At 68.5% G+C, this 15270-nt stretch carries 13 protein-coding genes; 9 read left to right on the forward strand and 4 right to left on the reverse strand.

The window, feature by feature from the left end:
* Positions 1–21: 21 nt before the first annotated feature.
* Positions 22–1068, reverse strand: coding sequence for a septation protein SepH (gene sepH / locus ACLF6J_RS01760; RefSeq protein ID WP_134353783.1), 1047 nt, complete (start codon positions 1066–1068; stop codon positions 22–24).
* Between the two features lie 198 nt (positions 1069–1266).
* Between sepH and ACLF6J_RS01765 the strand changes: the two genes are divergently transcribed.
* Positions 1267–1560 (forward strand): DUF4193 domain-containing protein, encoded by a 294-nt coding sequence (locus ACLF6J_RS01765; RefSeq protein WP_029259298.1) that lies wholly within the window; start codon positions 1267–1269, stop codon positions 1558–1560.
* Positions 1561–1626: 66 nt separating this feature from the next.
* Here the strand turns inward: ACLF6J_RS01765 and ACLF6J_RS01770 are convergent, their stop codons facing one another.
* Positions 1627–2097: a DUF3093 domain-containing protein gene (locus ACLF6J_RS01770; protein ID WP_134353782.1), complete on the reverse strand. Its 471-nt coding sequence runs from the start codon at positions 2095–2097 to the stop codon at positions 1627–1629.
* 12 nt (positions 2098–2109) lie between these two features.
* On the opposite strand from ACLF6J_RS01770, the gene dut reads away from it, so the two are divergent.
* The 5 genes from dut to dxs all read left to right on the forward strand — a co-directional run bounded on the left by dut (position 2110) and on the right by dxs (position 8979).
* Positions 2110–2583 (forward strand): dUTP diphosphatase, encoded by a 474-nt coding sequence (gene dut, locus ACLF6J_RS01775; protein ID WP_134353781.1) that lies wholly within the window; start codon positions 2110–2112, stop codon positions 2581–2583.
* Entirely contained in the window at positions 2576–3163 is a 588-nt protein-coding gene (locus tag ACLF6J_RS01780) for a DUF3710 domain-containing protein (protein ID WP_134353780.1), read from the forward strand. The genes dut and ACLF6J_RS01780 overlap by 8 nt, the downstream gene beginning before the upstream one ends.
* Entirely contained in the window at positions 3160–3894 is a 735-nt protein-coding gene (locus tag ACLF6J_RS01785; protein ID WP_134353779.1) for a DUF3159 domain-containing protein, read from the forward strand. The genes ACLF6J_RS01780 and ACLF6J_RS01785 overlap by 4 nt, the downstream gene beginning before the upstream one ends.
* Positions 3895–4047: 153 nt before the next feature.
* Positions 4048–6882, forward strand: coding sequence for an aconitate hydratase (locus tag ACLF6J_RS01790; RefSeq protein ID WP_134353778.1), 2835 nt, complete (start codon positions 4048–4050; stop codon positions 6880–6882).
* Between the two features lie 156 nt (positions 6883–7038).
* Entirely contained in the window at positions 7039–8979 is a 1941-nt protein-coding gene (dxs, locus tag ACLF6J_RS01795; RefSeq protein ID WP_131491126.1) for a 1-deoxy-D-xylulose-5-phosphate synthase, read from the forward strand.
* Positions 8980–8995: 16 nt separating this feature from the next.
* On the opposite strand, the gene ACLF6J_RS01800 is transcribed toward dxs, so the two are convergent.
* Positions 8996–10447 (reverse strand): glycerol-3-phosphate dehydrogenase/oxidase, encoded by a 1452-nt coding sequence (locus ACLF6J_RS01800; RefSeq protein ID WP_134353777.1) that lies wholly within the window; start codon positions 10445–10447, stop codon positions 8996–8998.
* A complete protein-coding gene (locus ACLF6J_RS01805) occupies positions 10444–11022 on the reverse strand; it encodes a TetR/AcrR family transcriptional regulator (protein ID WP_134353776.1) in 579 nt (192 codons plus the stop codon). The genes ACLF6J_RS01800 and ACLF6J_RS01805 overlap by 4 nt, the downstream gene beginning before the upstream one ends.
* 20 nt (positions 11023–11042) lie before the next feature.
* On the opposite strand from ACLF6J_RS01805, the gene ACLF6J_RS01810 reads away from it, so the two are divergent.
* From ACLF6J_RS01810 to ACLF6J_RS01820, 3 genes are read left to right on the forward strand one after another with little or no spacing between them, the layout of a single operon-like run.
* Positions 11043–12665: an FAD-binding oxidoreductase gene (locus tag ACLF6J_RS01810; RefSeq protein WP_244093660.1), complete on the forward strand. Its 1623-nt coding sequence runs from the start codon at positions 11043–11045 to the stop codon at positions 12663–12665.
* A 1-nt stretch (position 12666) separates the two neighbouring features.
* Positions 12667–13572, forward strand: coding sequence for a YegS/Rv2252/BmrU family lipid kinase (locus ACLF6J_RS01815; protein ID WP_134353775.1), 906 nt, complete (start codon positions 12667–12669; stop codon positions 13570–13572).
* A complete protein-coding gene (locus ACLF6J_RS01820) occupies positions 13565–15196 on the forward strand; it encodes a GMC family oxidoreductase (RefSeq protein ID WP_134353774.1) in 1632 nt (543 codons plus the stop codon). The genes ACLF6J_RS01815 and ACLF6J_RS01820 overlap by 8 nt, the downstream gene beginning before the upstream one ends.
* Positions 15197–15270: the final 74 nt, after the last annotated feature.

The raw sequence follows: 15270 nt of genomic DNA on the forward strand, positions 1-15270 counted from the left end.
GTGCGGCGACGCGATGCGGCGTTACTCGTCCGTGCGAGCGCCGAAGACGATCTCATCCCACGAGGGCATCGCGTTTCGACGGCGACGGCGCCCACCGGACTCGCCGGAATCCGTGGGTGTGGGCTGCGACGATGCGGGCGTCGATGCCTCCGGCTCCTCTTCCGGCTGATCCAGCGCGTCGAAGAGGGAGATCGGGTCGGAGCGCTCTGCGTCTTCCGCGTCGTCGAGCAGAGGAGCCGTTTCGCGCTGTCCGCGACGGCGTCGAAGGGCCTCGAGCAGGTCGGCCGTCTCGGGGTTCGTGCTCGGTGTCGAGGGCGCACGCTTGATCGCGGCGTCCTGCGCCGCGAGATCGGAGCGCTCCGGGAGGGAGGGATCTTCGAACTCCGCCTCCGGAGTCGGCAGGAGACGCGGGCCGAACGCCCCCGAATCGAAGCGGCTCTCATCCTTGTAGGGCGATGTCGTGCGTTCGGCGTCGACCGCACGCAGTCGCGGGATGAGCCCTTCCGGCAGGGATCCCTGCCGTGAGAGCTGGGTCGCGTCGGCGTTCAGGGGTGACAGTGCACTGCGGCGAGGATCGAAGCTCCAGCGCGCGTCGTGTTCGACATCGTTGGCCGTGAACTCGAGCTTGATGGTCCAGCCGGAGTCCTCTTTCCAACTGGCCCAGCGCTCTGCAGTCGCCTCGATCTCGGCCAGTTTGGCGCGGACGGCGACGCCGAAGGTGGGCTGCGCGTCGGGCTCGACCTCGCTGCCGATCAACACCGGCACAGCGAGAGCCTGGCCGATGATGTGCTCTCGCTCGGCGAGGACCGGACCTTCGAACCGGGCGACGTCCTCGACGCTGATCCCGAGCAGCTCGGCGACTTCGGGAGCTGTCAGCCCGGCGCGGATCTGGGCCTGGATGTCACGAGGGCTCGCCGCAAGTTTCTGAGCGGTCGGCTCGGCCTGTCGGGTGGCGCGACGGATCTCGCGCTGCAGCATGTCGTCGATGGGCAGCGCGAACCGCTCGCCCGACTCGGTCGCGAGTACGAGGACTCCTGCTTCTGTGCCGACGATGGTGACGTTTTCCATGCGAATGCCCCTCTGATGGGTGTCCGTTCATGGTGTCACGCGAGGGGGCTCGTGACCGGGAATAGCGTGGGCGTGCCGTGAGTTTCCTCTGTCGCACGGACGAGCATTTGCGTTATGACCTCGGGTCGTGCAAACTATGGCCGCCGAATACCCGACGGCGCACCACCCACTCGCACCATGAAAGTGGAGATCTACCGCATGGCAACCGATTACGACGCCCCCCGAAAGAGCGAAGACGACTCCGAGTCGATCGAAGCCCTGAAGGAGCGTGTGCCGGACAAGCTCTCCGGCTCAAGCGGGGACGAAGACTCCGACAACCCGTCGAGCTTCGACCTTCCGGGTGCCGACCTTTCCGACCTCGAGCTCGATGTCGTCGTGCTGCCCGCGCAGCAGGACGAGTTCACATGCATGAGCTGCTTCCTCGTGAAGCACCGCTCGCAGCTCGACCACGAGGGCGCATCCGGGCCCATCTGCAAGGAGTGCGCTGCGTAGCAGCCCTCCGAGCGACGTCTCACGCGCCCCCGACCATCGTGGTCCGGGGCGCGCTGTCGTCTCCGGTCAGGCGCCGGTCTGCGCCGCGCGGATCGCTGCGGCCAGGCGGTCCGGAGTCCGCGTGGAGATGGTCCAGGCGTCGACCGGGTCGTCGACATCGAGATTCGGCACGACGACGATGCCGTCGATCCCACCGCGGATGAGATGCCAACCACGCGCCGGGAGTCCGGGCCCGCGTGCATGACGCGCATCCGCTCCGGTCAGCGCCACGGGATCGCCGAGGTGCGCGACATCGATATGTGCGCGGCCTGCGCGCAGGATGGTGCCCTCGACGGACACGACCGGCGTCGCGGCGACGAACGTCAGCACCAGGAGCGCGGAGACGGCCGCTCCGACGACGAGCGCGACCGTCGATCCGATCGGGACGAAGACGAGCGACACCATCGGCCCCGCCACCGCGACGGTGACCAGCAGCCACAGGCTGGGAGCGAGTCGTTCGCGATAGCGCGGGCGTGTGTCTGTGCCGGTGTTCTGCATTAGCCTCATGGGGTGACCGATTCCGTTGATATCCCCATTATCGCCGCGGCGGTGCCCGGATACGCGCATCCGGGTGATGCCGGCGCAGATCTGGTCGCGGCCGAGGCCGTGCATCTCGGACCGGGCGAGCGCGCCCTCGTCGGTACGGGCGTCCGTATCGCCCTTCCCGACGGTTACGCCGCGTTCGTGGTTCCGCGCAGCGGTCTCGCAGCCAAGCACGGGATCTCGATCGTGAACTCGCCCGGGACGGTCGACGCCGGATATCGGGGCGAGATCAAGGTGAGTCTGATCAACACCGATATCCACAGCGCGTACGATGTGGCGGTCGGCGATCGCATCGCACAGCTGATCATCATGCCGGTGGCTCGCGCCACGTTCCTTCCGGTCGATGAGCTGCCGGAGAGCGTCCGCGGCGCCGGCGGATTCGGCTCCACCGGCTACCAGGCGGGGCACACGCAGAACGAAGCAGGGCAGGCCAATGACTGACAGCAACGAGACTTCCCCGAAGTCGGCGCCCGAGAACCGCGCCACCGAGGGGCCCTTCGACGATTCCGAGGCGAATCCGGTTCGTCCCTACATCGACCTCGGTGGGATCAAGATCCTCCCCAGGGAGGGCCTGAACCTTCGGCTCGAGGTCGAGGAGCAGACCAAGCGCATCGTCGCCGTGGGGCTCGACTACGCGGACTCCTCGCTGCAGGTGCAGCCGTTCGCCGCCCCGCGATCGGGCGGTCTGTGGGATGAGACCCGTGTGCAGCTGCGCGACCAGGTCAAGGCGCAGGGCGGTCGCGTCGAAGAGCGCGAGGGTCCACTCGGCAAGGAACTCCTCGCCGAGGTTCCCGCCACCGCGAGCGAGGGGTCCGGGCTGCGTCTCGCGCGCTTCATCGGCATCGATGGTCCGCGATGGTTCCTCCGCGGCGTCATCGGGGGAGCAGGCGCGTCGGATCCGGAGGCGGGTGCGAAGGTCGAGGATCTCTTCCGATCGATCGTCGTGGTCCGCGGCGGCTCGCCGATGCCCCCTCGTGACCTGATCCCGCTCAAGATGCCGGCGACACCGGGATCCGCGTGAGCACCCCGGACCAGGACCCCGAGCGAGAGAAGCGCACCTCCGAGATCCTCGGTGAGGCGCTCGGCGGTGCCGCTCGCCGGGCCGGCCTCGACCCGGCGGAGAGTTCGAGCACGCACAAGGTCGTGTGGTCCGCGATGGGTGGGTGGCGCGGCATCCTCGAATCGGTGCTGCCCAGCCTCGCATTCGTCATCATCTTCACGATCCGCCCCGAACCGCTGATCCTGTCGCTCGGCGTCTCGGTCGGGCTCGCGGCGGTCTTCACGGTCGTACGACTCCTGCAGAAGTCGCCGCCGTCGGCCGCGCTCGGCGGTCTCATCGCCGCGGTGGCCGCCGCCGCCCTCGCGCTGTGGACCGGTCGAGGGGCGGACAACTTCGTTCCCGGACTCATCACGAACGCGGTGTACGGATCGGTGATCCTGGTGTCGGCCCTGATCGGATGGTCGCTGATCGGCCTCGCGGTCGGATTCCTGATGGGGGAGGGCACCACGTGGCGCAGTGATCGCCGTAAGCGCCGTGCCTACTTCTGGCTCGGGATCGCGTGGGCTGCGCTGTTCTTCGCGCGGCTCGCCGTGCAGCTGCCGCTCTATCTCGCGGGAGACGTCACCGCCCTCGGCACCCTCAAGCTCGTCATGGGGTTGCCGCTGTTCGCTCCCCTCATCGCGGTGACCTGGCTGGTCGTCCGCGCTCTCCACCCGCGAGAGCCGGCGCGCGAGGATGCCTCCGAGGCGTGATAGATTTATCTTGATATCAAGATAAATCGCAGGCTTTCGCCCGCGGGCTGCGCGGAGCAGACTGGTTAGGTCCGCCTTGCTAGCCGCAGGGGCTCGCTGGCGAGCAAGATGGAGGCGCCTGTCGCTCCCATCCGAATAGAAGGAGACGGATTCGTGTCCACGGTGAACAGCTTCGGTGCCAAGAGCACCCTGACAGTCGGCAGCACCGACTATGAGATCTTCCGCATCGACACGGTGCCCGGTTTCGAGAAGCTCCCCTTCAGTCTCAAGGTCCTCCTGGAGAACCTGCTTCGCACCGAGGATGGCGCGAACGTGACGAAGGCGCAGATCGAGGCGCTGGGATCGTGGGATGCCGCGGCAGAGCCCAGCACCGAGATCCAGTTCACGCCGGCGCGCGTGGTCATGCAGGACTTCACCGGCGTCCCCTGCATCGTCGACCTCGCCACCATGCGTGAGGCCGTCACGGCACTCGGTGGCGACGCGAACAAGATCAACCCGCTCTCGCCCGCCGAGATGGTCATCGACCACTCCGTCATCGCCGACCTGTTCGGCTCGGAGAACGCCCTCGAGCGCAACGTCGAGATTGAGTACGAGCGCAACGGGGAGCGGTACCAGTTCCTGCGCTGGGGTCAGACGGCGTTCAGCGACTTCAAGGTCGTCCCGCCGGGAACCGGCATCGTCCATCAGGTGAACATCGAGCACCTCGCCAAGGTCATCTACGACCGCGACGTCAACGGCGTGCTCCGCGCCTACCCCGACACCTGCGTCGGCACCGACTCGCACACCACCATGGTCAACGGCCTCGGCGTGCTCGGCTGGGGCGTCGGCGGTATCGAGGCCGAGGCCGCGATGCTCGGTCAGCCCGTGTCGATGCTCATCCCGCGCGTCGTCGGCTTCAAGCTGTCCGGCGAGATCCCCGCCGGCGTGACCGCGACCGACGTCGTGCTCACGATCACCGACATGCTGCGCAAGCACGGCGTGGTCGGCAAGTTCGTCGAGTTCTACGGCGAAGGCGTCGCTTCCGTTCCGCTCGCCAACCGCGCCACCATCGGCAACATGTCTCCGGAGTTCGGCTCCACCGCCGCGATCTTCCCGATCGACGACGTGACGCTCGACTACCTGCGCCTCACCGGCCGCAGCGAAGAGGCCGTCGCGCTGGTCGAGGCCTACGCCAAGGAGCAGAAGCTCTGGCACGATGCCGCGCACGAGCCGACCTTCAGCGAGTACCTCGAGCTCGACCTCGGCACGGTCGTCCCGTCGATCGCGGGTCCGAAGCGCCCGCAGGATCGCATCCTCCTCTCCGAGGCGAAGTCGCAGTTCGAGCAGGACATCCTGAGCTACGCGTCGCCGTCCACCTCGGACTCGATCGTCGACCTCGAGTCGAAGCACTCGTTCCCGGCGTCCGACCCCGGTCAGGCACCCGGCGACGAGGAGCCGTCCACGCGTCCGGTGCACATCAACAGCGGTGCTCCCGCCAATGCCTCGAAGCCCGTGCCGGTCACCACGCCGTCGGGGGAGAAGTACATCCTCGACAACGGCGCGGTCACCCTCGCGGCCATCACCTCCTGCACCAACACGTCGAACCCGTCGGTGATGATCGCCGCCGGCCTCGTCGCACGCAAGGCGCTCGAGAAGGGCCTGAAGCAGAAGCCCTGGGTGAAGACCACGCTCGGTCCGGGCTCGAAGGTGGTCACCGACTACTACGAGAAGTCCGGTCTCGACAAGGACCTCGAGGGCCTCGGCTTCTACACCGTCGGCTACGGCTGCACGATCTGCATCGGCAACTCGGGTCCGCTGATCGAAGAGGTTTCGGAGGCGATCAACTCGCACGACCTCGCCGTCACGGCGGTCCTCTCCGGTAACCGCAACTTCGAGGGACGCATCAGCCCCGACGTGAAGATGAACTACCTCGCCAGCCCGCCGCTGGTGATCGCGTACGCTCTCGCCGGCTCGATGCACTTCGACTTCGAGAACGACGCGCTCGGCAAGGGCACCGACGGCGAAGACGTCTTCTTGAAGGACATCTGGCCGACGCCCGACGAGGTGCAGGAGATCGTCGACTCGTCCATCTCGCGAGACCAGTTCATCAAGCAGTACGCGACGGTCTTCGACGGCGATGAGCGCTGGCGCAGCCTGCCCACCCCGGATGACGCGATCTTCCAGTGGGACGAGAACTCGACCTACGTCCGCAAGGCTCCGTACTTCGACGGCATGACGATGGAGCTCACCCCGGTGAAGGACATCGAGGGTGCTCGCGTCATGGCGACGCTCGGCGACTCGGTCACCACCGACCACATCTCGCCGGCCGGAAACATCAAGCCCGGTACGCCCGCGGCCCAGTACCTCACCGAGCACGGCGTCGACCGCAAGGACTTCAACTCCTTCGGCTCGCGTCGCGGCAACCACGAGGTCATGATCCGCGGCACCTTCGCGAACATCCGTCTGAAGAACGCGATGGTCGCGGCCGTCAACGACGGACAGGTCGTCGAGGGTGGATTCACGCGTGACTTCACCCAGCCGGGTGGGCCGCAGTCGTACATCTACGACGCGAGCATGAACTACCAGGCGCAGGGCACGCCGCTCGTCATCTTCGGTGGCAAGGAGTACGGCTCGGGTTCGTCGCGTGACTGGGCGGCCAAGGGCACGCGCCTGCTGGGCGTCAAGGCGGTCATCACCGAGAGCTTCGAGCGCATCCACCGCTCGAACCTGATCGGCATGGGTGTCGTCCCGCTGCAGTTCCCCGCCGGCGAGAGCTGGGAGTCGCTGGGTCTCGACGGCACCGAGATCGTCTCGATCTCGGGTCTGGAAGAGCTCAACAACGGGGTCACGCCGAAGACGGTCAAGGTCACGGCCACCCCGAGCGAGAACTCGCCCGAGGGCAAGCAGCCGGTGGAGTTCGACGCGGTCGTCCGCATCGACACCCCCGGTGAGGCCGACTACTACCGCAACGGCGGCATCCTGCAGTACGTGCTGCGTTCGCTGGTCTGATCGGGGCGACGATGGGGCTCGGGTCTTCGGACCCGAGCCCCATCGTCCTGTCAAGGGGGTGCTCGCTCACCCGGTTCTCACGTGTGAGCGCGATAGGATCGGGATGGCGTCGGCGCCCTGTCCGACGCTTCCGGTGAAGCCTGTGAGGAGGCGCAGATGCCCATTCTTCCGAGCATCTCAGGACCCCGTGATCTGGATGCGCTGTCGACGGATCAGCTCGCAGAACTCGCCGCGGAGATCCGCACCTTCCTCGTCGAGAACGTGTCCCGCACCGGCGGCCATCTTGGCCCCAACCTGGGCGTCGTCGAGCTGACCATCGCTCTGCACCGGGTTTTCTCCTCGCCCGACGATCCGTTCATCTTCGACACCGGCCACCAGTCCTACGTGCACAAGCTGCTCACCGGGCGACAGGACTTCTCCGGGCTCCGGGTGCGCGGCGGACTCGCCGGCTATCCGCAGCGCGGCGAGAGTGACCATGATGTGGTGGAGTCCTCGCACGCGTCGAGTTCCCTCAGCTGGGCGGATGGCATCTCCCGGGCGCTGACGGCGACGGGGCGTGCAGATCGTCATGTCGTCGCCGTCGTCGGCGACGGCGCGCTCACTGGCGGCATGACCTGGGAGGCGTTGAACAACATCTCCGACGACAACGACCGCAACCTGGTGATCGTCGTCAACGACAACGGCCGTTCGTATGCGCCGACGATCGGCGGCATGTCGCGGTATCTCAACCGCGTCCGCACCGCTGCCGCGTACAAGGATCTCCACCGCAAGTCGGACCGACTGTTCCGCGCCTTCGGTCCAGTGGGGCGTGCCGTGTTCCGCGGTGTCCGGGGCGGCACACACGGGTTCCTCTCCCGTTTCGCCAACAACGAGGCGCTGTACTCGAACCTCGACATCAAGTACCTCGGCCCGGTCGACGGGCACGATCTTCCCGCCCTCCTCGAGACGCTCGAGCTCGCGAAGTCGTACGGCGCGCCGGTCATCGTCCACACGATCACCGAGAAGGGCCGCGGCTACCAGCCTGCGCGTGATGACGAGGCGGACCAGTTCCACGCCGTCGGCAAGATCGATCCGACGACCGGTGAGACTCTGTCATCGGGGGGGCGCGGCTGGACCGACGTCTTCTCCGATGCTCTGGTCTCGGTGGGGGAGCGCCGGAACGATGTCATCGCGATGACGGCCGCGATGCTGCGACCGACGGGTCTCGCGCCGTTCGCCGAGCGGTTCCCGGATCGGGTGTACGACGTGGGCATCGCCGAGCAGCACGCGGTGGCGTCGGCCGCCGGTCTCGCCTTCGGTGGACTGCACCCCGTGGTCGCGTTGTACGCCACCTTCATGGGGCGCGCTTTCGACCAGGTCCTGATGGACGTCGCACTCCACCGCGCGGGCGTCACCTTCGTGCTCGACCGTGCCGGCGTGACCGGCCCTGACGGCCCCAGCCACCACGGCATGTGGGACCTGGCGATGCTGCAGATTGTTCCGCACATCCGCATCGCGGCTCCTCGCGACGGCGCTCGGCTGACCGAAGCGCTCGAAGAAGCCGTGCAGGTCGATGATGCGCCGACCGTCATCCGATTCCCGAAGGGGGAGGTGGCGCCAGACCTTCCGGCGATCGAGAGGCTGCATGACGGTGTCGACGTGCTCGCCCGTGGTGAATCCGAGGACGTGCTGGTCGTGGCGATCGGTCCCTTCGCCGAACTCGCGCTGGATGTCGCCGACAGGCTGCGGGCGCAGGGGATCGGGGCGACCGTCATCGATCCGCGGTGGGCCATCCCGGTGCAGCCGTCGATCGTCGAGCTGGCCGCTCACCACCGCCTCGTGATCACGTTGGAGGACGGCATCCGCGTCGGCGGGATCGGTACGCGGGTGCGGCAGGTGCTCCGCGAGGCCGGGATCGACACCGCTGTCGACGAGCTGGGCCTCCCTGACGAGTTCATCGATCACGCGTCACGGGACCAGATCCTCGGTGACGCGGGACTGACAGCGCCGAAGATCGCCCAGGACATCGTGTCCCAGGTGCTCGGCACCCGGATCCCGAAGGCGCGTCACGCAGGGGAGACCGGGACGATCGACCTGCCACTGCGCGAAAGCCGCTGATACGGCGTCTGCTCGTTCAGCCGAGGTCGGCGAGCGTGTGCGCGAGGATCGGTGCGATGATCGGTCGGCAGCGTTCGCGATCGGCGGCGACGAGACCGATGCGGGTGCGGCGGTCGAGCACGTCCTCGACGGTCAGCGCCCCCTCGACGCGCACCGCGAAGTCGACCTCAGCATGGGTCAGCCCGGTGGACGCGTCGATCACCTCGTCGGAACCGGCGACCACTCGGTCGACGAGCCGGAGCGAGGAGGTTCTGCTGGACGATGCCGGCAATGCGCGCGTGCGGACGGCGACATCGACCGCGTCCTCGGCCATCCTCCGATAGGTCGTCAGCTTTCCGCCGAGCACGGTGATGAAGCCGTCGTCGGCCGTCGTCACCAGGTGCTTCCGCGAGACGTCCGCTGTCGTGTCGCTGCCGCTGTCGACCAGGGGGCGCAGCCCCGCGAAGGCGCCGCGCACCTGGTCACGCCGGATCGATGTGGCCACGACACGGTTGAGGCTGGACAGAAGGAACTCGATCTCGCGTTCCGTCGGCTCAGCGACCTGAGGCACCGGACCGGGTGCGTCCTCATCCGTGAGGCCGACGATCATGCGGCCGTGAGCCTGCGGCAGAGCGAAGATGTAGCGACTGATCGATCCCTCGTGCGGGATGGTGAGCGCGGCCGTCGGGTTCCCGAGATCGGCGGCGTCCAGCACGATGTGCGTTCCTCGACTCGGCCGCACGCGGATCGTCTGGTCGAGCCCTCCTGCCCAGACACCCGTCGCATTGATGACGGCGTGTGCGCGGAGCTCGAACCGCTCGCCGGTGATCGTCTCCTCCACGGATGCCCCATCGCCGCGCAGGGCGACGGCGCGGACCCGGGTGAGGATGCGGGCGCCGAGTGCTGCTGCTGTCCGGGCGACGGTCGTGACGAGCCTGGCGTCGTCGACGAGCTGGCCGTCGTAGGACAGCATGCCGCCACGGAGGCCTCGTGGCCCCAGTGCGGGCACCAAGCGGGTCGCCGAGCGGGCCGACACGAACGAGGGGGCGGGGAGGACTGCGCGGGGCGTACGCGCCCGCATCCGAAGCAGGTCGCCCATTCCCATGCCCACCGCGCCCGCGACGCGCTGACGCAGCGAGATGCCGGATGCGAACGGGAGGAGTTGTCCGAGCGGGTGGATCAGATGCGGGGCGATCGTCGTCAGGAGCAGATGCCGTTCGAGCGCGCTCTCCTTCGCTGTCTCGAAGTCGCCGGTCGCAAGGTAGCGCAGCCCGCCGTGTACGAGTTTCGAGCTGAAGCGGCTGGTACCGAAGGCGAGATCCTCCGCCTCGATCAGGGTGACGCGAAGCCCGCGGGATGCCGCATCGAGAGCGACGCCCGCGCCGGTGATTCCGCCGCCGACCACGAGGACGTCGACCTTCTCCTCTGCGGACCGCGCCAACTCCACGCGTCGCCGCGCGACGTTCAGTGCGGACGACTCGGACATCATGGCCGGAGCAGTCCGTCGAGTGCCGCCCGCAGTTCGCGTTCCCACGCGTCCTCGGAGATCAGCTCCGACACGGTCCCGTGCGACAGCACCGCGGATTGGGCCACGAGCAGGAGCATCACCGCGATCTCCGAGGGCGGCGCGGGGCGGACCGAGTCCTGAGCCTGCGCGGTGCCGATCGCGGTGGTCAGCCACTGCAGGATCAGGCGCTGACTCGATCCCACCCGTTCGAGCGTGTATCGGGTGAAGGCTTCGGGTTCATCCGCGAGCAGGCGCGCGAAGAGCGGGTCTCGGCGGAAGAGGGCGGTGAACAGCAGGACGTCGTCGACGAGCGCCGCACGGGTGTGCACTCTGGCGGGGAGCGCGCTCAGGATGCGTTCGACCCTGCGCAGGAGCGTCGAGCGGACGACATCGTCGGCGTCGGCCCAGTTGCGGTAGATCGTGGGGCGGCTCAGCTCGGAGCGACGCGCGAGCTCTGCGATCGTGACACCGCGGACGCCGCGCCGTTCGAGGAGGTCGTCGGCGGCATCGAGGATCCGGGTCTGTGTCGCATCCCCGAGAGGTTGACGTTCTTCCATGATGTGTCACACTGTAACGCATGGCGCAAGGAGATGTCGTGGTCGATGCGGACCCGTCGATGAGATGGAACGGCTGGGGTGATCCGGCGAAGGCGAAGGACCTGCCGCTCGCCGTGCGAGCGTTGCTTCCGATGCTGCTCGGGCGGGTACGCAAGCCTGACCCCGCCGTGGAACTGGCACATGTGCAGTTGGCACCTTCGCGGTTGACCGATGAGGACCATGCGGCCTTCTGCACCGCGGTCGGCCCGGAGAACGTCGATGCCGCCGCCGAGGCGCGTATCCGTCACGCCGGCGGGCGGTCGACGCCGGACCTCCTCCGGCGCCGCGAGGTCCATCAGGACGCGCCGGACGCCGTCCTTCGTCCCGCGGATCATGCAGAAGTCCGAGCGTGCCTCGACGTCGCCGTCGCACGGGGGATCGCGGTGATCCCGTTCGGTGGCGGTACGAGCGTCGTCGGAGCGCTGGATCCCGAACGGGGCCCGCACCACGCTGTCGTGAGCCTCGATCTGCGACGCCTGAGCGGTCTGATCCGGCTCGATGAGATCAGCGGGGATGCCGTGCTGGCGGCGGGAACGACGGGGCCGGAGGCGGAGGCGCTGCTGTCTGCGCGCGGATTCGAGCTCGGCCACTTCCCCCAGAGCTTCCGCTACGCCACGATCGGCGGATTCGCGGCGGCGCGGTCGTCGGGGCAGAACTCCGCGGGCAACGGGCGCTTCGACACGATGGTCACCGGGATCAGGGTGGCGACACCCACGGGTGACATCGAACTCGGACGCTCTCCGGGGTCCGCGGCGGGGCCCGACCTGATCAGGATCTTCCTCGGTTCGGAGGGCATCTTCGGTGTGATCACCGAGGTGCGGGTACGCGTGCACCCGCTCCCGCGCGACCGGATGTTCGAGTCGTGGTCCTTCCCCGACTTCGCGAGCGGTGCCGAGGGACTCCGCGGGGTCGCCCAGCAGGGTGGCGGCCCCACCGTCATCCGGCTGTCGGATGAGGCGGAGACCGCGGTGAGTCTCGCCCAGGTCGGCAGGATCGGCAAGGCCCTCGCGAAGGGCGCGAGCGTGGTGACGGTCTACGAAGGAGAGGACATCGCCGAGCGGCGCGCCCGGACAGGAGCCCGACTCGCTGCCGCTGGAGGGGTCTCTGCGGGCGAAGGGCCGGCCGAGGAATGGCGGAAGGGCCGATTCGACGGCCCCTACCTGCGCGATTCGCTGCTCGACGCCGGAGTCTTCTGCGAGACGCTCGAGACCGCGACGACCTGGTCGAACCTGCAGACGCTGCGTTCGGCCGTCGAATCGGCGCTCAAGGCAGGCTTCGCCGACGTCGGTGCGAAGTCGTACGTCATGTGCCATGTGTCCCACATCTACCCGAGTGGGGCGTCGCTGTACTTCACGGTGCTCGCCGCTCTCCGTGCAGAGCCGCTCCGGGTGTGGGACGCGGTGAAAGCGCGCGTCAACGATGCGATCATCGACTCGGGCGGGACCATCAGCCACCACCATGCGGTCGGCAGGGACCATGCGCCGTGGCTCCGCCAGGAGATCGGCGAGACCGGCATCCGCATCCTCTCCGCCATCAAGCGCGAACTCGACCCCGCCGGTGTCCTCAACCCCGGCGCTGTGCTCCCTCTCGAGCGGATGCACTGACGTGTCCGAGCACATCGCCGTGCTCGCGAACCCTTACGCTGGCAAAGGCCGAGGCGAGCGGGCGACCGAGACGGCCGTCCGACTCCTCCGGGAGCGCGGCGTCGACGTGCGCACCTACGCGGGGGTTTCCGCGACGGATACCGCCCGACTCGCTGTCGCCGCGCTGGCGGATGAGCCGCGTGTCCTCGTGGTCGTGGGGGGTGACGGTACGCTCTCCGGCGTGCTCGACACGGTGTGCGACGCCGCCGTCCCCATCGTCCTCGTGGCCGCGGGCACAGGGAACGATCTCGCCCGCGCACTCGGGCTCCCGCGCGGAGACGCCCGGGCCGCCGCCGAACTCGCGCTCACGGGCGTGCCGCGAGCGATCGATGTCGGCGTGGTCCGCACCGCGGAGGGAAGCCGGAGGTTCCTGACCATCGCGGCGCTGGGCTTCGACGCGAAAGTCAGTGATCGCACCAACCGGCTCCGCTGGCCGCACGGCGCGCCGCGTTACTACCTCGCACTGCTCATCGAGCTCCTGCGACTGACGCCGATGGACTTCACGCTCGCGGTGGACGGTGAACCCGCCAGGAGGTCGCCGGGGACGCTCGTCGCGGCCGGCAGCACCTCCAGCTACGGGGGCGGGATGCCGATCTGCGCCGGGGCTGTGCCGGACGACGGGTTCCTCGACATCGTTCATGTCGCCCCGCTGGGCCGACTGCGCCTGCTGCGGCTCCTTCCGCTGCTGCTCCGCGGAACGCATCTCGCGCGCGGCGAGGTCGCGCATCGTCGCGCGCGGTCGGTCACGGTGTCGGCCCCGGGTCTGGTGGTCTACGCCGACGGCGAGCGGATCGGCGAGGATGAGTGCACGATCTCGGTCATTCCGGGAGCGCTCACCATGATGGTGCCGAAGGAGAGCGATGACTGAGTTCGACGAAGATGTCGTGGTCGTGGGTTCCGGATTCGGTGGTTCCGTCGCCGCACTGCGACTGGCGGAGAAGGGCTACCGTGTGCGCGTCTACGAAGCGGGGCGTCGCTTCGAGGACGACGACTTCGCGAAGACCAACTGGAACGTCCGCCGGTACCTGTGGGCACCGGCCCTGGGCTGCTACGGGATCCAGCGCATCCACCGACTGCCGCATGTGATGATCCTGGCCGGGGCAGGCGTGGGAGGCGGATCGCTCAACTACGCGAACACGCTGTACCAGCCCGGATCGGCCTTCTTCGCGGACCCGCAATGGCGCGGTATCGCGGAGTGGGAGACGGAGCTCGCACCGCACTACGCCACGGCGAAGAGGATGCTCGGCGTCGTCGAGCACTACCCGCATACGGGACCTGTGGAGAGGATCATGGCCGGTGCCGCGGAGGACCTCGGCGTCGGCGACACCTTCCGGCGCGCGCCGGTCGGCGTCTGGTTCGGAAAGCCGGGGGAGCGCACACCAGACCCCTTCTTCGGTGGTGAGGGCCCCGATCGCACCGGATGCACCCTCTGCGGGAACTGCATGGTGGGTTGTCGTGTCGGCGCGAAGAACACACTGATGAAGAACTACCTCGCTCTCGCGGAACGCCGCGGGGCCGCGATCGAGGCGCTGCGAACGGTCAGCGAGGTGCGGGAGCTCCCCAGCGGAGGATTCGCGGTCACGACACAGCGCAGCGGGGCGTGGCTCCGGCACGCGCGGAGGACGGTGACCGCCAGGCAGGTGGTGCTGGCGGCCGGCACGTGGGGCACGCAGCAGCTCCTGCATCGGATGAAGGAGTCCGGCGCACTGCCGCGGATCTCGGGGTCGATCGGCCGTCTCACCCGCACCAATTCGGAAGCGCTGGACGGCGCGGTCGCCACGGACGTCCCGGAGTCTCTCCAGCTCGCTCGCGGCGTCGCGATCACGACCTCGTTCCACATCGACGAGCGCACGCACGTCGAGAACGTCCGCTACGGGCCGGGCTCGAACCTGATGGGGGCGCTGGCGACGATCATCGTCCCCGGAGGGCGGCCGCTGGGGGTGCGGCTGCGCAGCCTCGTCGCGCAGGTGCTCCGCTCTCCGCTGCGGCAGTTCCGTCTGGGGAGCCTCCGGCGCTGGAGTGAGCGGGGGATCATCGCGCTGGTGATGCAGACGGCGGACAACTCGCTCACCCTCTCGCTACGCCGCCGCTTCGGTCGCCTCGTGATGACGAGTGCGCAGGGTCACGGATCGCCGAACCCGAGCTACCTGCCCCAAGCTCACACCGCGGCTGCGGCGATCGCCGCGCGGGTCGAGGCCGAGGGCGGGGTGCCCGCAGCTCCGCGCGGATCCTGGCCGGAGGTGTTCGGCATCCCACTCACGGCGCACTTCCTCGGAGGTGCCGTGATCTCCGCATCGCCGGCACACGGGGTCATCGATGCGTATCACCGCGTCTGGGGGCATCCCGGGCTGCACGTCGTCGACGGCGCCGCTGTGCCCGCCAATCCCGGGGTGAACCCCTCGCTCACGATCACCGCGCTTGCGGAGAGGGCACTGTCGTACTGGCCTCGCTACGGTGAGGTCGACGGCCGACCGGTTCAGTCCGCCGGTTGAGCCTCGGCGACGGGAATCTGCGGTGCCACGTCATCGCAGAACGGACGACGAAGCGCCCCACCGGATTCGCGGGG

The organism is Microbacterium sp. IO18, assembly GCF_049099505.1.
GTDB lineage: Bacteria > Actinomycetota > Actinomycetes > Actinomycetales > Microbacteriaceae > Microbacterium > Microbacterium aurugineum.